The organism is Herbaspirillum sp. GW822-FHT03A08 (genome assembly GCF_058801885.1).
The window spans coordinates 435,232-460,800 of sequence record NZ_JBXANR010000001.1; the positions used below are offsets into that span (position 1 = coordinate 435,232).

Consider the following 25,569-nt stretch of genomic DNA (forward strand, 5'->3'; position numbering starts at 1 on the left):
TGTCTCCTCGGCGACGATCAGGCTTTGATTTCGCCGGACAATTGAATGGCCTGGTCCACCATCTGCGGAGCGAGGCCAAGATAGTTCTCAGGATCGGTCAGGCGATCGATCGTGGCTCTGTCGAAATGCGCCGTCACTTCCGGCATCGCCGCCAGGGCATCCGCCAGCGAACTGCCGTTTTCGTTGGCGCTGCGGCAAGCGTCGTACACGATGTCGTGCGCTTGCTGGCGGCCGGTGAAAGGCGCCATGCCCATCATGACCGCTTCGGCAACAATAAGACCTTTGCTGATGCCGAGATTGACCTTCATGCGGTCGGTATCGACGATCAGTCCACCCAAGGCGAACTTCGCCTGATGCAAGGCGCCGGCGCTAAGAATAAAACTCTCCGGAATCGCGATCCACTCTGCGTGCCATGGTCCGGTGGCGCGCTCGAAGTCCTGCACCATCGCATCCACCATCAGCCCCGCATGCTGGCGCACCGCCTTGGAGGCAGCCAGCATCAGCTCGCTGGAGATCGGATTGCGCTTTTGCGGCATGGTGCTGCTGGCGCCCCGTCCCTTTACGAACGGCTCGTAGACTTCGCCGAACTCGGTCGATGCCATGATCATGATGTCGAGCGCGATCTTGCCGAGTGAGCCGGTGATCAGCGCCAGCAAATTGATGGCTTCGGCAAAGCCGTCACGCGCAACGTGCCATGTCGTCGCCGGCACGCCCAGGCCGAGTTCTTCTGCCAGAGCGCGCTGCACTTCAAATCCTTTGTCGCCCAGCGACGCCAGTGTTCCTGCTGCGCCGGCGAATTCGACGACGGCCACACGCGGACGCAGTTCAGCCAGACGCTGCTGATGGCGATCGAACATGGCCAGCCAGATCGCCACCTTGTAGCCGAATGTCACAGGCAAGGCTTGCTGCAGATGCGTGCGCCCGGCCATTGCCGTATCACGGTGTTTCAGCGCCAGGTCCGCCAGAATCTTGCGCAGTTCGCGGATATCGCCCGCAACCATGTCCAGGGCATCACGCACCTGAAGCGAGACGGCGGTATCCATGATGTCTTGTGTCGTCGCGCCCCAGTGAACATAGCGGCCTGCGTCTCCGCACATGCCGACCAGCTGATGCACCAGAGGCAGGATCGGATAGCCGACGATGTCGGTCTCATGACGCATGTGCTCAAAGTCGATAAGGTCAATTGTCGATTTTTCAGCAATGACGGCGGCGGCTTCTGCGGGAATCACGCCGACCCGGGCCTCGGCTTTCGCCAGCGCGACCTCGACGTCGATATAGCGTTGAATCAATGCGTGGTCGGAGAACAGCGCGCGCATTGCGGCCGTTCCAAAAGCATCTCGAAACAAAATGGAATCGACAACCGTGCTAGCTGCCGGAAGAGCTGAGATCGACATAAAAGACCTATGAATAAATAGCGAAATGGATTTGTCTCGCCCATGAATATTTTATTATGTTCGGACATATTGAATATAATATGTCCGAACATATGACGCAACACGTATTTGAACTTCCGCGTCATAATTGATGTATGAATCATTTGCCAACAAAATCCAATTTCGTTGATATCGCACAGCATCTGACAGAGAGCATTGCTTCCGGCCGCTTCCCTGTCGGCAGTCTCCTTCCTACGGAAATGGAGCTGTGCAATCACTACTCCACCAGCCGCCATACGGTGCGCGCTGCATTGCATGAGTTGCAACAACTGGGGCTGGTTTCACGCAAAAAAAATGTCGGCACACGCGTGGAAGCAATCCAGGCAACCAATGAATTCCGGCCATCGCTGGCGTCACTGGATGATCTGATCCAGTTCGGCAATACCCATGTCCGCAAGCTCCAGGATGTTGTGAGCCAGAAGATAAAGAAAGATCTCGCGGAAGATCTCCGCTGCAAAGCCGGAAGCACGTGGCTGCGCATTTCCAGCCTGCGCATGGATAGCGCAAGTGATCGCCTGCCCGTCGGGTGGACCGATGTTTATATTCCAACGGCATATGCCGAAATCGCAGAGCTTGTTCGGCATACGCCGGGCTTGCTGATAAGTACCCTGATAGAAAAACGTTACGGAAGACGCATCGAGCAGGTGGAACAGGAAATCCGCGCCGTGACGATTGATGAATCGATGGCGCATGCATTGCAGGTAGAAGTCGGCACGACGGCATTGAAAATCATCCGCTGGTATTCAGATGCAGCTGGCGAGGTATTCGAAGTCTCGGTTTCAATCCATCCGGCTGAACGCTTCTCCGTATCGATGCTTCTGAAGCGATCATGAGACCGACACAGGCTCGCTCTTCGTCAGCCGGAAATATTGCACCATCCGCATGACGCCGATTCCCTCGCGGCCTCTTCCCGATCTCTGGACGCTGGACTCAGCACCTTTGCCACACTGATCCGGGAATGCACGCATCGAAGGATCCTCATCTCTCGGCCGCGATTCTCCTGGCGGCGTAAATCCGAGCAGCTTCTATTGCATGTTGCTGGTGCCGGAAAGGTGTCGCTCCATGAATCGCCTGGCGTGGAAAAATGCACTGGCTATGATAGGAACCCGCATGCCCCTGATAAATGGTCAGATAAGGAGTCCACTCGCGCTCGCTCAGCGCCGGAAAGGCCTCCAGTACCACTTCATACTTCCCGATAACTTCAATGTTCATCTCGTTCTCTTTCTTTGGATACACTTTCCATACGCGTCAGCAATCAAGAGCGCGACGAGGACCGCACTTAATACAATCTTGACGATGCGAGTCTAACGCTGCCTCGCAGCACGCAAGAGGCACACATCAGTCATCAGGACGGGGATACAGTTCTGAAGGTGCCGGCAACCGTCGCGCGGCTGAAGGATCGGTCGCTACGTCAGGTACGCCAACAGTGCGCGATCGAAGGCATGCAACTCGGATTGCCGGCCATCGTGTACCTTTTTGGGCCAGTCCGGATTGGCAATCAACGCCCGGCCGACTGCGATAAGATCAAATTCGTTTGCCTGCATGCGACGTAGCAATTCATCGATGCCTTCTGTCGGCGAACCATCTGCCTGACGGCGCAAATGCTCCATGAAATCGGCGCCGCCGAGGCTGACCGAACCGACCGAAATGGCGGGCCGTCCCGTGATCTTTTTAGCCCAGCCGGCCAGATTCAATTGAGAACCGGCAAACTCCGGCTGCCAAAACCGGCGTGTGGAAGCATGAAAAATATCCACGCCGGCATTGCTCAATGGCTCGAGAATTTCTTCCAGTTCTTTCGGCGTACTTGCAAGACGGGCGGAGTAGTCTTGCACCTTCCATTGAGAGAAACGGAAAATCAAAGGAAAATCAGGCCCTACCGCACGCCGGATCGCCTGCACGACTTCGACGGCAAAGCGCGTACGTTCGCGCGCTCCCCCGCCATAACCGTCGGTTCGCTGATTGGTGTGCGACCACAGAAATTCATCGATCAGATAGCCGTGAGCTCCATGTATCTCGATCGCGTCAAAACCTGACTGCTGCGCATTTTTTGCGGCAGAGGCGAACGCCGCAATCGTGTCGGCAATGTCTGTATCTGTCATGGCGCGCCCGCCATCAAGCGCGCTAGGCCCCTCGGAAATTGCATCCGGATGCGGTCCCGTGCCGGCATTGCGACCTAATCCCTGATGCCAGAGCTGCGGCGCGATCTTGCCGCCGGCCTCATGAACAGCGGCGACGACCCGGCCCCAGCCGCGCAGACTTTCTTCCGTATAGATATTGGGAATCGCCGAATCATTGGACGCCGCTGCACGACCGATCGTTGTTCCTTCGGTGATGATCAGACCAACGCCGCCTTCTGCGTGACGGCGATAGTAACGCGCAACTTCTTCAGTGGGCACACCGCCTGGGCTCGCACGGCGTGTCATCGGCGGCATCACGATGCGATTTCGGAGCACCAGTTTTTCTGTACGAAATTCATTGAATAAAACGTCATTGTTCATCTTGCTTTCCTTTGTTTGATGAGAGGCCTGGATGGGCGCGGCGGTACGGACAGCACCGCCGGTCTCTGAGATGTCCATCCGGTTATTCCGATCCGGGATCTGCCGGTTTGTCTTCCATGCCCGGGGGCTGGCCTGATGCCACCCAGGTGTGAGCTTGCTCAAGAATTTCTTCTGCAAAATCCTTGTCATCAGCGATGCGTGCGAGCAGCAATGCGCCGACCATCGTGGCGTAGCTGCCGATCGCAGTTTGTCGCGTCAGCGCCGGCGTAGCGGTTGTTGTCGCAGCCAATGACGCTTCAAACCCCGCGATCCGGCTTTTCATCGCCTCCGTCATTGCATGTCGCGCCGCATCTTCATTTCGTGCGGCATCGGCTCCCAATGCGGTAAAGACACAGCCTCCGGCGGTATCGTCACGATGCGTCATGCTGAGATATTCCTCGGCAAAAACGCCGATATCGGTCGGTCCATCTTCATAGGCGCGTGCCAGCAAACTTTTTATCGCATGCTCCACAAGTTCATTTCTATCCGCAAAGTGACGATAGAAGCCGCCATGCGTCATTTCTGCCGCAGCCATGACCTCGGCAACCGAAACGCCCTGCAGCCCGCGTTCTCGCAGCATTTGCGAAGCAATGTTGAGAATCCGCTGACGGCTCTGCTCTTTCTGTTCCTGCCGGATGTTCATGTTGAATTCCTTATTAACTTTCATAATGATAGTTAATTGGCATTTCAGATGTCAACCATCATCTGAAATTTATTTAGCGAGGATGTTGGATAAGGGTGAAAAAGAGACAGGTGAGAGAATCAGCTGTGATAGTTGTCGACAAGGCAAGGGAGTTGCATTGAAAGCTTGCCAGGGTCGGCAGCGGCAACATCGTGTAGTTGACCGGTAGACGGCAACTTGCGCGGATTGAGGTTCTGTTGTCCGATGTACGCCAGCGGACAGTGGCCGGCGTTCAGCAGGAACGTTCCGTCTTTACTCCGCTCTTGCACGCCAGCCGGCCAACGGCTATATTACGCACGTCGAAAAAGGCAGACTTGGTGTGGTCCAGCCCAGGTCCTTCTGCAGCTGAAGCTCTGTCCATGCCCGTGCATGAGTCCCACGACGAATATCAACGCCATCCCGGCGTTCTTTGTTCGTCCGTGCGGTTCTCAAAGACAACGAACCGTCCTGGTCGAACGACCACTAAGGAGTCTTCATGCACGAGTCATTCATTTACGATGTTGCCATCGCCGGCGCCGGTCCTGTCGGCCTGTTCCTCGCTTGCGAGTTGCGCCTTGCCGGTCTCTCCGTGCTGGTGCTGGAACAAGCCGCAGATCCGCATTCACCGCTGAAACAGCTTCCTTTCGGGATGCGCGGCCTTTCCATTCCCACCATCGAATCGTTCTACCGGCGCGGCTTGCTGGACCAGATCAGGACACAACAAGCTTCGCCTGATCCATCGGGGCACAGCGCGCCGGCCGCGCACTGGATGCAGCAACCGCGCCTTGCAGGCGGTCATTTCGCCGGCATTCAGTTTTACCGCGACAATATCGACAGCTCCAGCTGGCCCTATCGCCTGCCAGGTCAGGCTGACGCGATCATGGTCAGCGATATGGCGCATATCGAATCCGTATTGACGGCGCGTGCAGGTGCGATGGGCGCAGAGATCAAACGAGGCTTCGCTGTCGATGCCTTCGAGCAGTCTCATGACGACGTGAGCATTCATGCCGGAAGCCAGATGTTTCACGCGCGCTGGCTGGTCGGATGCGATGGCGGCCGCAGCGCCGTACGCAAGCTGGGCGGCTTCGGATTTACCGGCACCGAGCCGGAATTTACCGGCTATTCCGTCGGTGTCGAGCTGGCTGATCCGGACCGACTCGCTCCGGGACGCCATTACACGCCTACAGGGATGTACACCTACCAACAGCCCGGCACAGTCGCCATGGTTGATTTTGACGGTGGCGCTTTTCATCGGACGCAGCCGATCACGCTGGAGCATGTGCAGTCGGTGTTGCAACGCGTCTCCGGCACTGACGTCAGAGTGGCGGCGCTCAAGCAAGCGGCTACCTGGACTGATCGCGCCTTCCAGGCGACGGCTTATCGCATGGGGCGTGTGCTGCTTGCAGGCGATGCCGCACACGTACACTCTCCGTTGGGCGGCCAGGGACTTAATCTCGGATTGGGCGACGCCATGAATCTCGGCTGGAAGCTGGCATCCACCATTCGCGGCGATGCGCCGGAATGCCTGCTCGACAGTTATGGTTCGGAACGGCATCCGGTCGGCGCGCAGATACTGGATTGGTCGCGCGCGCAAGTCGGGCTCATGCGGCCGGAGCGGAGTTCGCGCGCGCTCGGAGCGATCATCCGCGATCTCATTGAGACACGCAACGGCGCGACCTATTTCGCCGAACGCGTCTGGGGTCTGTCGCTGCGCTACGATCTTGGCGACAGCCACCCGCTGGCAGGCCGCAGCGTACCCGAGTTTGTTCTCAAAGACGGGAGCAGACTTGGCGATCATCTCCGCAACGGAAAAGGCGTCATGTTGGACTTCGATGCTGACAAACCTCTGCAAGCGACAACAAGCCGATGGCGTGAGCGCATCATGTACATCGCAAGCGATGCCGAGAATAAGCTCGGCTTATCCGCAGTACTGGTGCGCCCTGACGGCATCGTTGCCTGGGTCAGCGAGGGCAAACCCGATCCGCAAGAAGCGGCTCAGGCCGCTTCGCGCTGGTTTCGTGAAACCTGAAAAAATCCGCGCGCCCAAGCTGCATCGCGCCTTTTATGAAAATTTCGCCCTGTTTTTCAGGCCAGATACAATATCCCGCGCTCAGATACGTCTACATGGCTATCCCAGTCTCTCCGCGCCCGTCCGTCCAAGAAAGAAAACATGACTACCGCAACCGCATCTCCCCCTACGCAGTTCTCTCGCTACCAGAAATTTGTCGTCGGCATGCTGGCCTTCCTGCAATTTGCCGTGATTCTCGACTTCATGCTGATGTCGCCGCTCGGCGCCGTGATCATGCCTGCCATGCAGATTGCGCCCAGCCAGTTCGGACTGGTGGTGTCGGCCTACGCGTTCAGCGCCGGCATCTCAGGCTTGCTGACGGCCGGTTTTGCCGACCGCTTTGATCGCAAGCGCCTGCTGCTGTTCTTTTATACCGGTTTCATTCTCGGCACGCTGTGGTGCGGTCTGGCGCAAAGCTTTGAAAGCCTGCTAGCCGCGCGGATCGTCACCGGCTTGTTCGGCGGCGTGATCGGCTCCATCGTGCTGGCGATCTCGACCGACCTGTTCCCGCTGAGCATGCGTGGCCGCGTGATGGGCATGATCCAGACCGCCTTTGCCGCCAGCCAGGTGCTGGGTATTCCGATCGGGCTGTATCTGTCGAATCGCTGGAACTGGCACATCCCTTTCCTGGCGATGGCAGCTCTGGGCGCCGTCGGCGGGCTCGTCGTGATGTGGAAAATGCAACCCGTTGCCGACCATCTGAAGATGCCGAGCGAGCACAGCGCGTGGATGCATCTGTTCCACACCGTGACCGAATCGCGTTATCTGATGGCGTTTGCCACGACCGGCCTGCTGATGACCGGCGGCTTCATGCTGATGCCGTTCAGCAGCGCTTATCTGGTCGCGAATCTGGGTATCGATCTGCACCACCTGCCGTCGGTGTACCTGATCACCGGCCTGTTCACGATCTTCATCGGACCGATGATCGGCAAGGCGGCGGACAATGTCGGCAAGTTCCGCGTGTTCATGTTCGGCACCGGGCTGTCGATCGTGATGGTGCTGATCTACACCCATCTGGGCCGCGTGACGCTGCCGGTGGTGATCTTCGTCAATGTGGTGCTGTTCGTGGGGATCTTCTCGCGCATGATTCCATTCCAGGCGCTGGTGTCGTCGGTACCGGCGGCCAATCAGCGTGGTTCGTTCAATGCGATCAGCGCCTCCATCCAGCAATTGTCGGGCGGCCTGGCTTCCGTGGTGGCAGGCCATATCGTCGCCTTCGGCACGGATGGCCAGTTGCAGAACTTCGACGTCATCGGCTATGTGGTGGTCGGCACGTCGCTGGTGGCATTGACGCTGGTCTGGCGTCTGAGCCGCGGGATCCAGCAACGGGCGGCGCTGGCCGCCAATGCTGCACGCTGAAGAGGAGCGCTGAAGAGGAGCGTTGAAGAAACTTAGAGTTTGCCGGCGGCGACGTCGGCATCGACGACCTGCCGCGCTACGGTGATGGCGTGTTCTTCGGCTTCTGCCGAGCTGTTGCCGCGGAACTCATCGCAAGTGGCGCGGCGGAACGGCACCGGATTGTCGTTGCGATGCAATTGATAGCTGCCGAGCCAGGAACCGTCACGCTGTTCCAGGCTGCTGGCGCGAATGAAATAGCCTTGATGCTCCACCGCGTCGCCATCGAGCGTGGCATCGATCAGCGCGCGCGCAAATGCGGCGCCGGCAGCCTGGGCTGCGCCCACGTTGGCGAACGGCGCGCCCTTGATGTTGGGATAGATGTCGCCGCCGATATGCACGGTGCAGGCGACGCCGCCCTTTTCTGAATGAATGCTGTCGAGCACGGTGATGTGTCTGCCACGATAGTCCAATCCGTACTGCGCCATGTAACCGCCTGAAAATAATAAGAAGAATTAGGGCATCGTAGCATATGCACCCGGCATGTCAGGCAGACAACTTCGGCCAGCACTAACGATGCGGGGCCGGATGCGATGCGGCGCAATACATTGCATCGCAGCAACCCTTGCCGGATGCGCTCGCAGCCTGTCATATAATGGCGACCCTACGGCGGAAACAGGCCGATCTATATATGAACCAAAACACAATGACCCAGCCCGGCGTGCCGCAGCATAGCGCGCACGGCATCAGACTGGATTCGGTGACGCTCAAACGCGGCGACCGCCTGGTCTTCGAGCAATTGACGCTGCACCTGACGGAGTCGCGCATCGGCCTGATCGGTGACAATGGCGCCGGCAAGAGCAGCCTGTTCCGCCTCATTTGCGGACTGGATCAGCCGCAGGCCGGCCGCGTGACCGTGCACGGCTACGACACCGCCAAAGCTGCCGACCGCCGCGTGCTGCCGCGCCAGGTCGGTTTGATGTTTCAGAGTCCCGACGATCAGATCATCTTCCCTACCGTCGCCGAAGAACTTGCCTTCAGCCTGACTGCCGCCGGGACAGACAAAAAGCAGGCGCGCGAGCAGGCGCTTGCGTTCCTGACTGAACGGGATCGTGCCGAATGGGCGCCGCGCGCCATCGGCGAACTGAGCCAGGGCCAACGCCAGCAAGTTTGCCTGATGGCGCTGCAAATCACGCATCCGGCGACGCTGCTGCTGGACGAGCCCTACTCCAGTCTCGACATGCCGAGCCAGTTGCGGCTGTCGGCGCAGATCCGCGCTACCGGTCAGCAAATCATTCTCTCCACGCATCTGCTGGAACACGTGCAGGACTTTGAACGCGTCCTGTGGCTGAATAATGGCGTTTTGCGCGGCGATGGTCCCGGACGTGAAGTATGCGCGGCGTATGCACAGAACGTGCGCGAACGTTGCGCCGGCGATGCGGCCGTCCAAGACGATGTGCCGCTGAAGCAGGCCTGTACTTCCGATGCGTAGCCTCTACTCCACACGCCGCACCTGGCTGCACGGCGTACCGGCCTGGATCAAGCTGCTGGCGCTGTCCGTCGGCGGCACGGTACTGATGCTGACCGGCGCGCTCGGCCAGCTTGCCGTTGCGGCGGCGATCGTGCTGGCGCTGTTTCTTTCGCTGGGTCCGGCGGGCTGGCGCCAATGGCGCATGCTGCGCGGCCTGTTGATCGCCTGCACGCTGATTGCCGGATTTCACTGGCTGGCCGGCGATCCCGCAGTCGGCGTGATCAGCGCCTTGCGTATCATGGCGGCGTCGATGCTGGCGCTGATGCTGACCATCACCACCCGCTTCGACGATCTGCTCACCGTGCTGGAAACAATACTGTCGCCGTTGCGCCGCTTCGGCGTGCCGGTGGAACGCATCGCGCTGGGCATCGGCCTGACGCTGCGCTTTGCTGAAAATTTCTACGCGCAATGGCAGCGTCTTGACGATGCCCATCGCGCCCGTACCGGTCGCGGCGGCGGCGTGCGTCTGCTGGCGCCGCTGGCGATCCGCGCGCTGCAAACTGCAGAACGCGTGGCCGATGCGTTGACCGCCCGCCTTGGTGGTTAAACGATAAATTCCGATAACCGATTTTCTTTTGATGAGTGACCCTTCCATGACAACAACCGGCACCATGACTTCTACCCGTTCGCTTTCCTACATCGCTCTGTTCGCCGCCGTTATCGCGGTATTCGGCCTGATTCCAAAAATCGACCTGCCGTTCGGCGTGCCGATCACGCTGCAATCGCTGGGCATCATGCTGGTCGGCTGCCTGCTGGGACCGAAGCGCGCGTTCTACACGATCGGACTGTTTCTGGTGGCGGTGGCGCTGGGTCTGCCTTTGCTGTCGGGCGGCCGCGGCGGTCTGGGCGTGTTCGTCGCACCGTCGGCCGGCTTCCTGCTGGGCTGGTGGGTCGGCGCCGTGGTGTGCGGTCTGTGCATGCGCCAGTTCATGCGCCGCATACCGGACGCCCAAGGCAAGGGCCTGCTGATCGCAGCCTTCCTGTCGTCGGTAATCGGCGGCATCCTGGCGATGTACCTGTTCGGCATCCTCGGCCTGATGCTGGCCGCACATCTGACACTGGTGCAAGCCTCACTGGCCGTACTGGCGTTCATTCCCGGCGATCTGGTCAAATGCGTGATTTGCGCAGTACTCGTGCAAAGCGTGGTGCGCGGCATGCCGGCATGGCGTCTGGATCGCGATTGAGCGCATTGAGCGCACCGAGCATACCGAACGCAGTGAGACCGGCCTTTGACACCGTCCACGCGCCGCTGGCGCACTGGGCGGAGACGAAACCGCATGCCATCGCGATTGACGATGGCGGGACGCGCCTCGATTTTGCAGAACTCTTCCGGCAAGTTACTGCACGCGCGGAGATCCTCAAGCAATCTCACTCAGCGGCAGTCTGCTGGGTCGACGATGTCGCTGAAGCGGACAATGCTATCCCTCTGCTGCTGAGTTTTTTATCCATCATTTGCGCCAACCGCACCGCTGCCGTCAGCGATCCCGACTGGCCGCCGTCCGTGCGCGAACAAATCCTTGCACGCGTTGCCGCCGGCGTCGGTGCAGAGACAGCACCTGACGTCGCCACCGCTTCCACACCTTTCTACATTGGTTTTACTTCCGGCAGCAGCGGCTTGCCCAAGGGCTTCCGCCGCGATCACGGCTCGTGGACCAGCAGCTTCGACATCTCCCTCGACTCCTTCGGTGCAGGCGCCGGTGCGACCATGCTGGTGCCGGGACGCTTGTCGCATTCGACTTTCCTGTTCGGTGCTTTGCTGGGATTGTGGAGCGGCGCGGGCATCCGTTTGCAGTCGCGCTTTTCTCCGACGGCTGCGCTCGATACCCTGGCCGGCCAGGGTGACCAAGGCGCCGGCGCCATGGTTGCAGTACCGAGCCAGTTGATCCTGATGCTGGACCTGGCGCAACGCCGCGCCTTGCCGCCAATGCCGGACGTGCAGTTGCTGATGATCGGCGGCGCACCGTGGACACGCGCCCGCACGCCGGAGCTGCATGCCTTGTTTCCACGCGCGCGCATCATTGAATTCTATGGCGCATCGGAGACCAGCTTCATCGCCTGGACCGATAGCGACAGCGCTCTGCCGGACCATGTCGTCGGCAAGCCGTTCAGCAACGTTGAAGTGCGCATCGATGCGCCGGAACCGCATCTTCCCAATACGCCGGGATTGATTTACGTGCGCAGCCCGATGGTCTTCAAAGACTACGTCACGCTCAATGAACAATCCGATCAGCCCGCCTTGTTACGCGACGGCGACTGGCTGTCGGTGCGCGACGTCGGCCATCTGGACGAACTGGGCCGGCTGCATTTGCTCGGGCGGCAACAGCGCATGCTGCTGGCACAGGGCAAGAATCTGTTTCCGGAAGAAGTGGAAAGCGTGCTGGCGGCACACCCTGCAGTAAACGCCGCATCAGTACAAGGCGTCCCCGACGCCGTGCGCGGTGTTCAGGTCGCGGCGCTGCTGCAACTGAACGAAGCAGTCGGCGCCGACGCATTGAGCGCATGGTGCCGCGAGCGGCTGGAACCGTACAAGATTCCCCGCCGCTTTTACGTCTGCGACGACTGGCCTCTCACGCCCAGCGGCAAGAGCGATCACAAGCAACTGGCGTTGCGCCTGAGCGCACTTGATTCTTCCTTGTCATCGCTGCGCCCGCTATGAGCGCCGTGAATACAATGAGCGAAGCCGTCATCCTCGGCTGGGGCCGGAGCGCGGTTACCCCGGTCGGTGGCGCGCTGTCGTCATTGCAGCCGCATCAAATCGGCGCGCCGGTGTTGCTGGGCATGCTGCAACGCTTCGGCATTCCGCTCGCGGCCATCGATGCCGTCATCGCCGGCAACGCCATGGGCGCGGGTGGCAATCCTGCGCGCATGCTGGCGCTGGCTGCGGGCTGCGCAGATCGCATCCCGGCCCTGTCGGTGGACAGCCAGTGCTGCGCAGGACTCGATGCCGTTGCTTTGGCCAACGGCTTGCTTGCAGCAGGCAATGCTGAGGTGGTGGTGGCCGGCGGCGTCGAAGCATGGAGCCGCGCACCGATACGACAGCATCGTCCTCGCCATCCCGGCGAAGCGGCAATTGCCTACGACAGCCCCGCCTTCGCTCCAGATCCGGCGCGCGATCCCGGCATGCTGCTGGCTGCTGCACGCCATGCGCTTGCCGCCGGCATCACGCGCGAGCAACAAGACGACTGGGCCACGCAAAGCCATGCGCGCGCCGTCACCGCGCGCCTCCATGTTCAAAACGAAATCATCGCCATCGGCAACGCCGCACACGATAGTTATCCACGTGCACTCGATCAGCGCCACCTCACGCGCATGCCAGTTGCAGCCGTCTCCGACGATGAGCGCATCGATGAGGCGATACGGCAAGCGCACGCTGTCAGCCGTATCTCCATTTCACCGAGCGCCGACGGCGCCGCGTTTGTCGTGATCGCCACGCGCGAGGCCGCACGCCGTCTGAACCTGCGCCCGCAATTTGCATGGCGTGCAGGCATCAGCATCGGCGCCCTGCCCGAAACGCCGATGCTGGCCGCCATCGATGCCACACAGGCTGCGCTGATGCGTACGGAGAACAAGATCGGGGATATGTGGGGAGTGGAATTGCACGACGCCTTCGCGGCACAGGCGATCGCCTTCTGCGAAACACTGAAGCTGTCGCCGGCGCTGCTCAATCGCCACGGCGGCGGACTGGGGCGCGGTCATCCCATCGGCGCGTCGGGGGCGATCAGTCTGGTGAGATTGCTGGCCGATATGCGTCAGGCTGCGCCGGAAGGTGCATCAGGTCTGACGTCTATCGCAGCGGCCGGCGGTCTCGGTGCAGCGGCAATTGTCGAGCGCTGCTGAATTCAGGGACGCGAGTTTATTGCAATCGTCCCAGCGAACGCTGGGACCCAGTGTCTTGACGCACGCTGATACGACACTGGGTCCTGACTTTCGTCAGGACGACAGATGCACCGGGAGCACCAAAGACTAGCGCAATGTTCTGAAAAACTCTTCCGGCTTCAGACGCTCAGTCCTCACCGTATTTTCCGGCGCATCAGGATCGGCATAACCCAAAGCGATCCCGCAGACGATGTGATGTTCATCGTCCAGCTCCAAGGTAGAACGGATCAGTCCCGGATACGACGCCAACGCGCCGATAGCGCAGCTGCCCAGGCTATGCGCAGCCGCCGCCAGCATCAGGCCGTACAGGCACATGCCAAGGTCCATATAGCAACCGCTGCCCATGCGCGCATCGATGGTCACCAGCAAGGCCACCGGCGCATCGAAGAAATTGAAATTACGCTCGAACTGCCGGTCGCGTCCGGCACGGTCATCGCGTCCGGTCTGCAAGGCGCCGTACAGCTCCTTGGCGGCCGCAACCTGCCGGCGGCGCAAGGACTGCGGCATCGGCTGGGGAAAGTAGCTGTAGTCCTCCGGCTCCTGCTTGCCCGCGCGAAAAGCCTCCACCAGCGATGCCGACAGCCGCGCCCGCGCCGCGCCTTCCAGCGCAATGAATTCGCCCGGCTGCAGGTTGGCGCCGCTGGGCGCACGGCGCGCCATTGCCAGCAATTCCGCCAGCATGCCTTGCGGCAACGGACGATCGAGGAAGCCCCGCGTGGAATTGCGGGAATTAAGTAAGGCAGAAAACGACAAATGAGAATCGGACATGACAATGCGTCTGCGCCGGAAATACCGCGGCGCATAGGACTAAAATGGCTTAAGTGGGCGTCAATATAGCCTATCGTACCGGCTTGCGGCCAAATCCCGGTGGCGACGCGATAGGCGCTGCAATTCCAAATTGACAATCTTTCAATTTGGAAACAAGCCAAACTTCCTGCCGCCGCCAATTTTTCATTAGAATGCGCATTTGGCTCAGCTTTCCGGAGCCTCGTCGGCGGCTTGCCCCGATGCATCGTCAACTCACCGACTCACCGATTTCCAGATTCCAGTACCTCACCTGCATGGCAACTAAAAAAACATCCCCGTCTGATTACAGCGAATCATCCATCCGCGTCCTCAAGGGCCTGGAACCGGTCAAGCAGCGCCCGGGCATGTACACCCGGACCGAGAATCCCCTGCACATCCTCCAGGAAGTCATCGACAACGCCTCGGACGAGGCGCTGGGCGGTCATGGCAAGAACATCATGGTCACGCTCAACCCCGACGGCAGCGTCAGCGTCGAGGACGACGGCCGCGGTATTCCGGTCGGTCTGCATCCGGAAGAAGGCGTGCCGACCGTGGAGATCGTCTTCACCCGCCTGCATGCCGGCGGCAAGTTCGACAAGGGCAGCGGCGGCGCTTATGCCTTCTCGGGCGGCCTGCACGGGGTCGGCGTGTCGGTTACCAATGCGCTGGCTTCGCGCCTGGAAATCACAGTCTGGCGAGAAGCCGGCGTGCATACGCTGGCCTTTTCCGACGGCGATCTGATCGAGAAGCTGAAGTCGCGTCCGATGACGCGCGAAGACAAGAAGTCCGGCACCCGCGTGACGGTGTGGCCGAATCCCAAGTACTTCGACTCGCCGACGATTTCGCAGCAAGAGCTGCAACGCCTGCTGCGCTCCAAGGCCGTGCTGCTGCCGGGCGTAAAGGTGTCGCTGGTCAACGGCAAGACCGGCGACGTGCAAAGCTGGCAATACGACCAGGGCCTGCGCGGTTATCTGATGGAGTCGCTGGCGCAATCGACCAGCGCCGATCCATTGATTCCGCTGTTTGAAGGCGAGCAATACGCCGGCGCCGATGCCGAAGGTTTTGCCGAAGGCGAAGGCGCGGCATGGGTGGTGGCATGGACCGAAGAAGGCAACGTGGTGCGCGAATCCTACGTCAACCTGATCCCGACTTCGGCCGGCGGCACGCATGAATCCGGCCTGCGCGAAGGTCTGTTCTCGGCGGTAAAGAGCTTCGTCGAAATGCATTCGCTGCTGCCCAAGGGCGTCAAGCTGCTGCCGGAAGACGTGTTCGCACGCGTCTCTTTCGTGCTGTCGGCCAAAGTGCTCGACCCGCAATTCCAGGGCCAGATCAAGGAACGCCTGAACTCGCGCGACGCCGTGCGTCTGGTGTCGACCTTCTCGCGTCCTTCGCTGGAGCTGTGGCTGAACCAGCACGTCGAATACGGCAAGAAACTGGCCGATCTGGTCATCAAGCAGGCACAAAGCCGTCTGCGTTCGGCACAAAAAGTCGAGAAGAAAAAATCATCCGGCGTGGCCGTGTTACCAGGCAAGCTGACCGACTGCGAATCCAACGACATCACCCGCAATGAAATCTTCCTGGTCGAGGGCGACTCCGCCGGCGGCTCGGCCAAGATGGGCCGCGACAAAGAATTTCAAGCGATCCTGCCCTTGCGCGGCAAGGTGCTGAACGCCTGGGAAACCGAGCGCGACCGTCTGTTCGCCAACAATGAAATCCACGATATCGCGGTGGCTATCGGCGTCGATCCGCACGGCCATACCGATACGCCTGATCTGACCGGTCTGCGCTACGGCAAGATCTGCATCCTCTCCGATGCGGACGTTGACGGCTCGCACATTCAGGTGTTGCTGCTGACGCTGTTCTTCAAGCATTTCCCCAAGCTGATCGACCACGGCCACATCTGCATCGCGCGTCCGCCGCTGTATCGCGTCGATGCGCCTGCGCGCGGCAAGAAGCCGGTGCAGAAGCTGTACGCGCTCGACGACGGTGAACTGGAAGCGATCGAAGACAAGCTGCGCAAGGACGGTCTGAAAGAAGGCGCATGGAGCATCTCGCGCTTCAAAGGCCTGGGTGAAATGAACGCGGAACAATTGTGGGAAACCACCATGAACCCCGACACCCGCCGCCTGCTGCCGGTCGCTCTGGGCGAACTCGACCACATCGCTTCGGAAGCGCGCTTCACCATGCTCATGGGCAAGGGCGAAGCCGCCTCGCGCCGCGCCTGGATCGAAGAGCACGGCAACGAAGCGGAAGCCGATATTTAAATCATGCCCATGGCCGCCTCCGACATCCGCCGCAACAGCCTGCGCCAACGCCTCCGCTCCGGAGCGTTGACGGTGACTGCTGCGCTGGTGCTGTCGTTGACGGCGATCGCGGCGCATGCCGACGTCTACGGCTACATCGACACCGACGGCATGGCGCACGTCTCGACGGAAAAACTCGACGACCGCTATCAGTTGTTCATGCGCGGCGACGCCACCTTCGACTCCGACAAGATCGCCAAGGGCATTCCCGGCGTCGAGACCAAGCAGAACATGTCGTCGCCGCTGATGAAGCTGATGCTGCAGCATCCGAATCTGAAAAAGTATGAAGCCATGCTGGATCAGAGCGCGAAGGAATTCTCGGTCGACCCGGCCTTGCTGAAAGCGATCATGGCGGCCGAGTCCGGCTTCAACCCGAGCGCGGTCTCGCCCAAGGGCGCCATCGGCCTGATGCAGATCATGCCGGAGACCGCCGAGCGCTACGGCGTGCAAGGCGACCGCCGCAAGACCATCCAGCAAAAACTGACCGATCCCAAGATCAATATCCGCCTGGCCGCGCGCTACCTGCGCGACTTGCAGGTGCTGTTTCCGAAGCGACTGGAACTGGCGATTGCGTCCTACAATGCCGGCGAAGGTGCCGTGCAGAAGTACAACAACCAGATTCCCCCCTATCCGGAAACACGCAACTACGTGCAACTGGTGGCGCAGTTCTATCAGCTGTACCAGCCGGGCGGCAGCGCCGGCAACAACACGGGAAACGGCGAAAAACCGCGCCGCATCGAAATCATCCTGCCGGGCCGCCGCAGCATGCCGCCGCCGACCTCCATCGAATAATTCACACAACGACATCAACGCAACCCAGCCACATGACTGAACAAGCCAATCTGTTTGAACAAGCCGCGCCATCCGACGGCGAATCGCTGACGCTGTCGACCTTCGCCGAGCGTGCCTATCTCGACTACGCCATCTCGGTGGTCAAGGGCCGCGCCCTGCCCGACGTCGCCGACGGCCAGAAGCCGGTGCAGCGCCGCATCCTGTACGCGATGAACGAACTCGGCCTGAACGCCACCGCCAAGCCGCGCAAATCGGCGGCCGTGGTCGGCGACGTGCTCGGTAAACTGCACCCGCACGGCGACCAGTCGGTGTACGACGCGCTGGTGCGCATGGCGCAGGATTTCTCGCTGCGCTATCCGCTGATCGACGGCCAGGGCAACTTCGGCTCGCGCGACGGCGACGGTGCGGCGGCGATGCGATATACGGAAGCGCGCCTGACGCCGATCAGCAAATTGCTGCTCGATGAAATCGACATGGGCACGGTCGACTTCCAGCCGAACTACGACGGCTCGACCGAAGAGCCGAAGCTGCTGCCGGCGCGCCTGCCCTTCCTGCTGCTCAACGGCGCCTCCGGCATCGCGGTCGGCATGGCGACGGAAATTCCTTCGCATAACTTACGTGAAGTGGCGCGCGCCGCCGTGGCCATGATCCGCAATCCCAAGATCACGCACGAAGAACTGATGATGCACATCACCGGCCCCGACTTCCCCGGCGGCGGTCAGATCATCACGCCGTCGTCGACCATCGCCGAGATGTATCAGAGCGGCCGGGGCAGCCTCAAGGTGCGCGCACGCTGGAAAATCGAAGACATGGCGCGCGGCCAGTGGCAGGCGGTCATCACCGAATTGCCGCCGGGCGTGTCGTCGCAGAAGGTGCTGGAAGAAATCGAAGAGCTGACCAATCCCAAGATCAAGCTCGGCAAGAAGACCCTCACGCCGGAACAACAGGCGCAGAAGCAAAGCATCCTGGCGATGCTGGATGCCGTGCGCGATGAATCGGGCCGTGAAGCGCCGGTGCGCCTGGTGTTCGAGCCGAAGTCCAAGAACCAGGATCAGACCGAGTTCATGAATACGCTGCTGGCCCAGACTTCCCTGGAAACCAGCTCGTCGATCAACCTCGTGATGATCGGCGGCGATGGCCGTCCACGCCAGAAGGGCCTCGGCGACATCCTCAGCGAATGGATCAGCTTCCGCTTCGCCACCATCACGCGCCGTACGCAATTCAAGTTGCAAAAAGTCGAGGACCGCATCCACATCCTCGAAGGCCGCGAAGCCATCCTGCTCAACATCGACAAAGTCATCAAGATCATCCGCGAGTCGGATGAGCCGAAGCCGGCGCTGATCGAAGCGTTCAAGCTGTCGGACCGCCAGGCCGAAGACATCCTGGAAATCCGCCTGCGCCAACTGGCGCGTCTGGAAACCATCAAGATCCAGCAAGAACTGGCCGAGCTGCGCAACGAGAAGTCGACGCTGCAAGATCTGCTCGAAAATCCATCATCGATGAAGCGACTGGTCATCAAGGAAATCGAAGCCGACGACAAGCAGTTCGGCGATGACCGCCGCACCGTGATCGAAGAGGCCGAAAAAGCCGTGGTCGAACAAAAGATCATCGACGAACCGGTCACCGTCATCATTTCGCAAAAGGGCTGGGTACGCGCACGCAGCGGCCATGGCCACGACGCAACGCAATTCACCTTCAAGGCCGGCGACGGCCTGTACGGCGCCTTCGAGTGCCGCACCGTCGACAACCTGCTGGGCTTCGGCTCCAACGGACGCATCTACACGGTCGGCGTCAATTCGCTGCCGAACGCGCGCGGCGATGGCGTGCCGATCACCACCCTGGTCGACCTCGGCAGCGGCAACAGCCTGCTGCACTACTTCGCCGGTCCGGTTGATACGCAGATGCTGCTGGCCTCGGACGCCGGTTACGGCTTCACCGCCAAGCTGGGCGACATGCTGAGCCGCGTCAAGGGCGGCAAGGCCTTCATCACGCTGGACGAAGGCGATCTGCCGCTGGCTCCGCGTTCGATGCCGGCCGGCGCCAGCGCGATCGCCTGCCTGTCGGGTCAGGGACGTCTGCTGGTGTTCGGTCTGGATGAAATCAAGACCCTGTCCAGCGGTGGCCGCGGCGTGATCCTGATGGAACTGGAAAAGAACGAAAAACTGCTGGCCGCACAGGCCATCACCCAAAAGGGCGTGCTGGTCTCCGGCACCGGCCGCGGCGGCAAGGAGCAGAATGTGTCGCTGTCCGCCGTGGCGCTGGGCCTGCACATCGGCAAGCGCGCCCGCAAAGGCAAGGCGCTGGAGTCCAAGCTGAAAGCGACGGCGCTGGCCGCCGTAATCTAAGACATAACAATAGAAAAAGGGGAAAGAATGAACGCATTAGGAACCGTCATCTTGCTTGCAGGTTTAGCCGTGTTGATCGCTGCTCAACTCTATGCAACCGTCAAAACATTCGCAGTGAGCCCGGTCAAAGGCGTGTTGTGCCTTGTGATTCCCGGTTATGCACTGCTGATTGCGAAGCGGCATGGTTTCTATGCAAAGTTCTTTTTCGCTTATCTTGCAGGCATCGCTGGATTGGTCGCCGGCGGCGCCATGCTGTCTTGAGTTTCACGCGTTCTGAGCGGAACACCGCTCAAAAAAAAGAGGACCTTGCGGTCCTCTTTTTTTATGTCGATGCATCGAGCAACCGATGTCAACTCTCGCCAACTATCGGCCGATCTGGTGACCAATGACGCCACCCACTGCAGCGCCACCCGCAGTACCAATACCGCTGCCGCCCGTCAGCACTGCACCGGCCACTGCGCCGATACCCGCACCTACAGCGGTGTTCTTGTCGCGACGCGACATATTGCTGCAGCCGCTCAACACTGTCAGAGCACACACCGTGATGCCGACGACTGTAATTTTATGAATTGTTCTCATGATGACGCCTCTGTAAAAAATTAGGGATGCTGCATCGCACTGCATCGAAAGCCGGCTGCTTGAATGTCCTGCCGCGAACAAGACAAATTTTTAGATGCATTATTCCCGAATAGTTTCGAGTGCCAGCTAGTTGTAAACAATCTCTTACAGTTGTTACAAGCGCTGGCGTCGGTGTCTACAGCTTGAGCAAATTACGCCTGTTGCCCTGCCGGTGCCCGCGACATGCCCGACACCATCAGCAACAAGGCCAGCACGCAGGCAACCGCGCCCGCCAGGAATGCCGATCCGTAGCCGAAGAAGCCGATCAGCACGCCTACGACCGGGCCGGTCAAACCTGCCGCCAGATCAATGAACGCCATGAAGGTCGCCACGGCCAGACCGCGTGAATGCGCCGGCACGCGCGCCATTGCCTGCACGCCCATCGACGGAAACACCAGCGAGAAACCAATACCGGTCAGCAGCGTGCCAAGACCCGCCATGATCGGATCATGCGATTGCCACAACAGCAATTGCCCGACCAGCTCGATCGCCACCGACACCGCGCCGACTTTGGCGCCGCCGATGCGATCCGGCAGATGCGCGAAAAACAAACGCACGCCGACGTAACCCGCCGAGAAACCGAGAATCGCAATCCCTGCACCCGACCAGTTGTTGCTGGCGTACAGCAGCACCAGGAAGCTGGTGATGATGGCGAACGGCATTGCGCTCAATGCCAGCGCCAGGCCGAAACGCCAGATCAGGCGCAACACCTCCGACATCGCCACGCCGCCGCCCTTGCTGCCCAACGCAGGCAAGCCGCGCAGGACGGCCGCAATCGCCAGACCAATCATCGGCAGCAGCATCGTCGTCAGCGCCACGCCGGCAAAGCCGAAGCGCTGCTGAATCGCGATGCCGACCGGCGCACCCAGGCCCAATGCGGCAAACATGGCGATGCCCTGCCATGCCATCACCTTGCCGGTACGTTGCATGCCGACACGGCCGATGCCCCAGGTCATGGTGCCGGTGAGGAAGAGGCTTTCCGCCGGCCCCATCAGCAAACGGCCGATAAAGAGCACGACCAGGCTGGCGCCCGCATCGGCAATCATGGTGGAGGCGAGATACAGCAAGCCCGCAACCGAGGCCATCGGCAAACCGACGGAGACCGCACGCTTGGGGCCGTGGCGATCGCAATAGGAGCCGGAAAATTTACGCGACAAGATGGTCGAGAAGGATTGAATCCCCACCACCCAGCCCACCGTCAGCGCGCTGAAACCGAGTACGCCGTTGACGTGCAAGGGCAAAGCCGGCAAGGGAATGCCGATGCAGAGAAAACTGGTGAAGACGATAGCCACCAGTGGCAGCAAGCTGCTGGCGGTGGTTTCAGCGGAAGCATCAGCGGATTTGTTGATTGTGTTCATGATGTTATTGGTCCCGTGTAGAGGTGAACGAACGCGCGCGACGCAACATGGCGGCAGGCTTGTCGTCGGGGAAAGATGGTGCAGCGAGTGCGGAGATCACAGAGTGTGTGCGGGGCAAAGCACGCAAAGCAGGCAAGCCCGGAGGGAGTATGTGTATCGTCAATTTTTCACCATAGCGTTATGCACGTGCGCGGCGACAAAATCGCTGCCTGAAAGCTTCAGGCACGGCACGTGAATGACGCGTTGGTTGACGTTAACGCTTACGTAACGAGGCAGGAGGCTTACCAGAGAAAGCTGATTCGAAGCTGATTTAGCTTAACTCACGAAGTTCTGTTTCGTTATTTGCGGCCGATTATACAGAATAGTTTTTATTTGTGTCTAGTTCGCGAGAAGCTTGCCGCGCACGGCGTGCGAGCAATGCAGATACGACAAAGCCCGCACGAGGCGGGCTTTGTCAGACGCCGGCGTGAACCACCACCGGCGTTGCTTCTACAGCGAGTACAGCTACTTCTGCTACTTGTGATGCAACTACTTCTACAGCTGGTGCAACTACAAATACAACTACAGGTACAACTACAACAACATCAACTACTCAGAGACTTGAAGGCTGCAATCAGGCAGCATTACGTTCCAGGCGATGCACATTGTCGCCGTTGATTTCGATCTTGCGCGGCTTCAGTGCTTCAGGTACTTCGCGCACCAGCTCGATGCTCAGCAGACCGTTTTCCAGTTGGGCGCCGACCACCTTGATGTGGTTGGCGAGCTGGAAGCGTTGCTCAAAATCGCGTGCGGCGATACCGCGATGCAAGAAGTTGACGGCCTGGTCTTCCTTCTGTTTGCGGCCGACAATTTTCAGTGTGTCATTTTCAGCTTCGATGTCGATTTCAGCATTGCTGAAACCGGCCACAGCCATGGTAATCCGGTATTTATCGTCGGCAACCAGTTCGATGTTGTACGGTGGGTAGCTCGGTTGCGAATCCGCGCGCTGCGCGTTGTCAAACAGTTGAGCCAGGCGGTCGAAGCCGATTGCGGAGCGATAAAGTGGGGAGAAATCGTAAGTACGCATGACAGTATCCTTTTTGAAAAGAAGCGATAGCTAAATAAGAAAAAAGCGCGAACCTCCACTGAGCATTCGCTAAGGCTGGCTGGACATTTCCTGCCGCCTTGTTACCGATATACGTACGGACTTTTTCTTTTCAAGAGGTTTTTTATCAAGCTTTTTTGCAATGTTTTTTTACGGTTTTTTTAGCGATGCCCCCTTGTTTTATCGACCGTCGTTTTTCATCGCCGCAACCACCGTGCGCAAGACCGCCTGCGCCCGACTGTCTCGCACATTGGTATGCAACATCACTTGCGCAAGGGGTAAAGATGGCAGCTTCATGCTCTTGCCGACGTCGATGGCGCCGGCCGGTTTGACGCGATAGAGCAGCGCTGTCACCGCCAGCCCCGCCGTCACCGCTGCCGCCACGGCATGAACGCCGCCGCCGACAAAGACTTCCTGCCAAGGAATGCCGGCGTCTTCCAGACGCCGCACCGCCAGTTCGCGAATGCCGCAGGTATGCGAAAACGTCGCCAGCCGCAGCGGCTCGCCTGCACGCGGCTGCCAGTGCGCTGCGGCGAACCAGCCCATGCGCTCTTCCTGGATCAGTTCGCCGTCGCTGCGCTCGCCGTCGCGCCGCACGATCACGGCGTCGAGCTCTCCGCGGTCGTACATGGCGAGCAAATCGCGCGAGGCGCCGATGCGCACTTCCACCACCACGCCCGGATCGAAGGCGTTGACCTGCGCCAGCATCGCCGGCAAACCGTCGCCTGCGACGTGATCGCTGATGCCAAGGGTGAAGCGTACCGTTGCACTCTCCATGCGCCCCAGCGCCCTCTCATGCGCCGCCAGCAAACTGCGCGCGGCATCGAGGAAACTGACGCCGTCCGAGGACAGCCGAACCTGGCGCGGCGTGCGCTCCAGCAGCCTGCGGCCGAGCCGGTCTTCGAGGCGCTTGAGTTTGAGGCTGATGGCCGATTGCGTCGTATACAGCGCTTCCGCTGCCCGCGTGAAACTTTGCAGATCGGCAACAAGGACGAAGGCTTGTACGGCGTCGAGGTCTAGCGGGCGTTGGGTCGGTTCCATTTTCGGGTCATTATGGTTGCTCATGAATTGCCGTCAGTCATTTCAATCACATATCATTGAAATAATCAGCAATGCGTTCTTAAAATCATACTCCTGATCTAAGATGCAGGCGTACCTATCGTGATTCATCACCTTGATTCAGCACTCTTAAAGGAGAACACCATGCCATTTGTCCGTGTATTCATCCGCCGCGGCGAAACCCGCGAATATCGCAAAGCCATCCTCGACAACGTCTACGAATCGATGCTGGAAACCTTCAACGTCCCCAAGAACGACAAATTCATGACGATCGACGAATACGACCCCGATAATTTCGTTTTCGACAAGACCTATCTGGATATCGAGCGCAGCGACAAGTTTGTGCTGATCCAGATCACCGCCAACAACACGCGCACGATCGAGCAAAAGAAGGCGCTGTATGCGCGTATCGTCGAGCGGCTGAGCAAAGATCCCGGTATTCGTCCCGAAGATATTTTCATCAATCTGGTGGAGGTGTTGAAGGAAAACTGGTCGTTCGGCAACGGCCTCGCGCAATACGCGCTGTAGCCTGATAGCATGGCAGGTCCGATCAACCTGCCATGTGCGTTTCCAGTGCCCACAAAACTTTCTTCCACGCGCAAGCCCCTGCGCAAACATCTTCACCGCATTGCGCTCGTACTCGCACTGATCAGCGCCGGCTGCGCAGCCGCAGGCAAGTACTACGACCCCGACAAGCCCAACCGCACGCCATCAGGCTTCCGCAACAACTATCCGCAAGAGCCGCGCGCGTCGCTGCTGAAATGGCAGTGGGAACGCATCACGCAAGGCTTGCCGAAAGCGCCGGCCAACAATTATCAGTTCCCGATGGCCACGCCGGAGATCGCCTGGCTGCAAGCCAACAAGACGACGCCAAGCGTGACCTGGATCAGCCATGCAACCGCGCTGCTGCAAATCGGCGGCATGAACGTCATCACCGATCCGATTTTTTCGGAGCGCGCATCGCCGTTCAGCTTTGTTGGACCGAAACGCAAGGTGCCGCTCAACATCACGGCGGCACAATTGCCGCATATTGACGTGGTGGTGATTTCGCATAACCACTACGACCATCTGGATCAGGCCAGCGTCGAGCAGTTGAACAAACAGGCCGGCGGCCCGCCTTTGTTCCTGGTGCCGCTGGGCGTGAAGGATTGGATGACGGGTGTCGGCATCACCAATGTGCGTGAGATGGACTGGTGGGACAAGACGGCGGTGAGCAAACTGGACATCAGCTTCGTCCCGGCGCAGCACTGGTCGGCGCGCGGCTTGATGGACAGGTCGGAGACCTTGTGGGGCGGCTGGGTGATCAAGACCGGCGAAGGCGCTCCGCATCCGTTCTCGGTCTTCTTTGCCGGCGACACCGGCTATTCGAAAGACTTTCAGGATATCGGGCGCAAGTTCGGCAGCTTCGACCTGGCGCTGATACCGATCGGCGCCTATGCACCGCGCTGGTTCATGAAAGGCCAACACGTCGATCCCGCACAGGCCGTGCAGATCCACCAGGACGTGCATGCGAAACGCTCTATCGGCATCCATTGGGGCACCTTCGAACTGGCGGACGAGCCGCTTGATGAGCCGCCGAAGCTGTTGGTTGAAGCAGTGAAGAAAGCGGGATTGCCGGAGGGGGAATTTACCGTGTTGAAACACGGTGAGACGGTGAAGCTGGATTACAGCGATTGATGTTTTTAAAAGCGAAGAGAGAAAAAATATATTTTCTCTCCCCCTTATCTCTGTCATCCCAGCGACTTAAAGACCATTGTCGCATCGCTGACGAAAAGACTCGTTT

At 59.8% G+C, this 25,569-nt stretch carries 24 protein-coding genes; 14 read left to right on the top strand and 10 right to left on the bottom strand.

The annotated features are described in order from the left end of the window. Positions 1–17: 17 nt before the first annotated feature. Positions 18–1,394, bottom strand: coding sequence for a class-II fumarase/aspartase family protein (locus AC1RN6_RS02075; RefSeq protein ID WP_493002685.1), 1,377 nt, complete (start codon positions 1,392–1,394; stop codon positions 18–20). Positions 1,395–1,528: 134 nt separating this feature from the next. Between AC1RN6_RS02075 and AC1RN6_RS02080 the strand changes: the two genes are divergently transcribed. Next, positions 1,529–2,266 carry a GntR family transcriptional regulator gene (locus AC1RN6_RS02080; RefSeq protein WP_493002686.1) on the top strand — a complete coding sequence of 246 codons (738 nt, stop codon included), beginning with the start codon at positions 1,529–1,531 and terminating at the stop codon, positions 2,264–2,266. 145 nt (positions 2,267–2,411) lie between these two features. Here the strand turns inward: AC1RN6_RS02080 and AC1RN6_RS02085 are convergent, their stop codons facing one another. From AC1RN6_RS02085 to AC1RN6_RS02095, 3 genes are all read right to left on the bottom strand, one after another. Next, a complete protein-coding gene (locus tag AC1RN6_RS02085) occupies positions 2,412–2,645 on the bottom strand; it encodes a hypothetical protein (protein ID WP_493002688.1) in 234 nt (77 codons plus the stop codon). 194 nt (positions 2,646–2,839) lie between these two features. After that, the gene (locus AC1RN6_RS02090) at positions 2,840–4,009 is read right to left on the bottom strand and encodes an NADH:flavin oxidoreductase (protein WP_493002690.1); all 1,170 of its coding nucleotides are present in this window, start codon (positions 4,007–4,009) and stop codon (positions 2,840–2,842) included. Positions 4,010–4,013: 4 nt separating this feature from the next. Beyond that, on the bottom strand, positions 4,014–4,613 hold the full coding sequence (locus tag AC1RN6_RS02095) for a TetR/AcrR family transcriptional regulator (protein WP_493002694.1): 600 nt from the start codon (positions 4,611–4,613) through the stop codon (positions 4,014–4,016). 514 nt (positions 4,614–5,127) lie between these two features. Here AC1RN6_RS02095 and AC1RN6_RS02100 point away from each other — a divergent pair. Next, complete coding sequence (locus tag AC1RN6_RS02100) at positions 5,128–6,660, top strand: FAD-dependent monooxygenase (protein WP_493002696.1); 1,533 nt, start codon at positions 5,128–5,130, stop codon at positions 6,658–6,660. A 141-nt stretch (positions 6,661–6,801) separates the two neighbouring features. Continuing rightward, a complete protein-coding gene (locus tag AC1RN6_RS02105) occupies positions 6,802–8,058 on the top strand; it encodes an MFS transporter (RefSeq protein ID WP_493002698.1) in 1,257 nt (418 codons plus the stop codon). Positions 8,059–8,090: 32 nt separating this feature from the next. Here the strand turns inward: AC1RN6_RS02105 and AC1RN6_RS02110 are convergent, their stop codons facing one another. After that, on the bottom strand, positions 8,091–8,522 hold the full coding sequence (locus AC1RN6_RS02110) for a hypothetical protein (protein WP_493002699.1): 432 nt from the start codon (positions 8,520–8,522) through the stop codon (positions 8,091–8,093). A 203-nt stretch (positions 8,523–8,725) separates the two neighbouring features. Here AC1RN6_RS02110 and AC1RN6_RS02115 point away from each other — a divergent pair, with 203 nt between their 5' ends. The 5 genes from AC1RN6_RS02115 to AC1RN6_RS02135 are packed head-to-tail and all read left to right on the top strand — an operon-like array spanning position 8,726 to position 13,402. Further along, on the top strand, positions 8,726–9,526 hold the full coding sequence (locus AC1RN6_RS02115) for an energy-coupling factor ABC transporter ATP-binding protein (protein ID WP_493002701.1): 801 nt from the start codon (positions 8,726–8,728) through the stop codon (positions 9,524–9,526). Beyond that, positions 9,519–10,112 (top strand): energy-coupling factor transporter transmembrane component T family protein, encoded by a 594-nt coding sequence (locus tag AC1RN6_RS02120; RefSeq protein ID WP_493002702.1) that lies wholly within the window; start codon positions 9,519–9,521, stop codon positions 10,110–10,112. The genes AC1RN6_RS02115 and AC1RN6_RS02120 overlap by 8 nt, the downstream gene beginning before the upstream one ends. A gap of 46 nt (positions 10,113–10,158) precedes the next feature. Further along, a complete protein-coding gene (locus AC1RN6_RS02125; RefSeq protein ID WP_493003494.1) occupies positions 10,159–10,749 on the top strand; it encodes a biotin transporter BioY in 591 nt (196 codons plus the stop codon). Next, positions 10,746–12,221 carry an AMP-binding protein gene (locus AC1RN6_RS02130; protein ID WP_493002703.1) on the top strand — a complete coding sequence of 492 codons (1,476 nt, stop codon included), beginning with the start codon at positions 10,746–10,748 and terminating at the stop codon, positions 12,219–12,221. The genes AC1RN6_RS02125 and AC1RN6_RS02130 overlap by 4 nt, the downstream gene beginning before the upstream one ends. 5 nt (positions 12,222–12,226) lie before the next feature. Next, on the top strand, positions 12,227–13,402 hold the full coding sequence (locus AC1RN6_RS02135) for an acetyl-CoA C-acyltransferase (RefSeq protein WP_493002704.1): 1,176 nt from the start codon (positions 12,227–12,229) through the stop codon (positions 13,400–13,402). A gap of 126 nt (positions 13,403–13,528) precedes the next feature. On the opposite strand, the gene AC1RN6_RS02140 is transcribed toward AC1RN6_RS02135, so the two are convergent. Then, on the bottom strand, positions 13,529–14,209 hold the full coding sequence (locus AC1RN6_RS02140; RefSeq protein WP_493002706.1) for a nitroreductase: 681 nt from the start codon (positions 14,207–14,209) through the stop codon (positions 13,529–13,531). A 293-nt stretch (positions 14,210–14,502) separates the two neighbouring features. Between AC1RN6_RS02140 and AC1RN6_RS02145 the strand changes: the two genes are divergently transcribed. Genes AC1RN6_RS02145 through AC1RN6_RS02160 form a run of 4 tightly spaced genes read left to right on the top strand, consistent with a single transcriptional unit; the run spans position 14,503 to position 19,928 of the window. Further along, a complete protein-coding gene (locus AC1RN6_RS02145) occupies positions 14,503–16,491 on the top strand; it encodes a DNA topoisomerase IV subunit B (RefSeq protein ID WP_493002707.1) in 1,989 nt (662 codons plus the stop codon). Between the two features lie 9 nt (positions 16,492–16,500). Next, on the top strand, positions 16,501–17,322 hold the full coding sequence (locus AC1RN6_RS02150; RefSeq protein ID WP_493002709.1) for a lytic transglycosylase domain-containing protein: 822 nt from the start codon (positions 16,501–16,503) through the stop codon (positions 17,320–17,322). A 32-nt stretch (positions 17,323–17,354) separates the two neighbouring features. Continuing rightward, entirely contained in the window at positions 17,355–19,667 is a 2,313-nt protein-coding gene (parC, locus tag AC1RN6_RS02155; RefSeq protein WP_493002710.1) for a DNA topoisomerase IV subunit A, read from the top strand. 27 nt (positions 19,668–19,694) lie between these two features. Further along, positions 19,695–19,928 carry a hypothetical protein gene (locus AC1RN6_RS02160; protein ID WP_493002712.1) on the top strand — a complete coding sequence of 78 codons (234 nt, stop codon included), beginning with the start codon at positions 19,695–19,697 and terminating at the stop codon, positions 19,926–19,928. Positions 19,929–20,030: 102 nt separating this feature from the next. Here the strand turns inward: AC1RN6_RS02160 and AC1RN6_RS02165 are convergent, their stop codons facing one another. From AC1RN6_RS02165 to AC1RN6_RS02180, 4 genes are all read right to left on the bottom strand, one after another. Next, positions 20,031–20,246, bottom strand: a complete 216-nt coding sequence (locus tag AC1RN6_RS02165; protein WP_493002714.1) for a YMGG-like glycine zipper-containing protein — start codon at positions 20,244–20,246, stop codon at positions 20,031–20,033. A gap of 191 nt (positions 20,247–20,437) precedes the next feature. Continuing rightward, positions 20,438–21,643 (bottom strand): MFS transporter, encoded by a 1,206-nt coding sequence (locus AC1RN6_RS02170; RefSeq protein ID WP_493002716.1) that lies wholly within the window; start codon positions 21,641–21,643, stop codon positions 20,438–20,440. A gap of 613 nt (positions 21,644–22,256) precedes the next feature. Then, positions 22,257–22,709, bottom strand: a complete 453-nt coding sequence (locus AC1RN6_RS02175; RefSeq protein ID WP_493002717.1) for an Hsp20 family protein — start codon at positions 22,707–22,709, stop codon at positions 22,257–22,259. Between the two features lie 198 nt (positions 22,710–22,907). Beyond that, positions 22,908–23,792 (bottom strand): LysR family transcriptional regulator, encoded by an 885-nt coding sequence (locus tag AC1RN6_RS02180; RefSeq protein WP_493002719.1) that lies wholly within the window; start codon positions 23,790–23,792, stop codon positions 22,908–22,910. Positions 23,793–23,930: 138 nt separating this feature from the next. On the opposite strand from AC1RN6_RS02180, the gene AC1RN6_RS02185 reads away from it, so the two are divergent. Beyond that, positions 23,931–24,314: a tautomerase family protein gene (locus AC1RN6_RS02185; RefSeq protein ID WP_493002720.1), complete on the top strand. Its 384-nt coding sequence runs from the start codon at positions 23,931–23,933 to the stop codon at positions 24,312–24,314. 45 nt (positions 24,315–24,359) lie between these two features. Continuing rightward, entirely contained in the window at positions 24,360–25,463 is a 1,104-nt protein-coding gene (locus AC1RN6_RS02190; protein ID WP_493002722.1) for an MBL fold metallo-hydrolase, read from the top strand. Positions 25,464–25,569 lie beyond the last annotated feature (106 nt).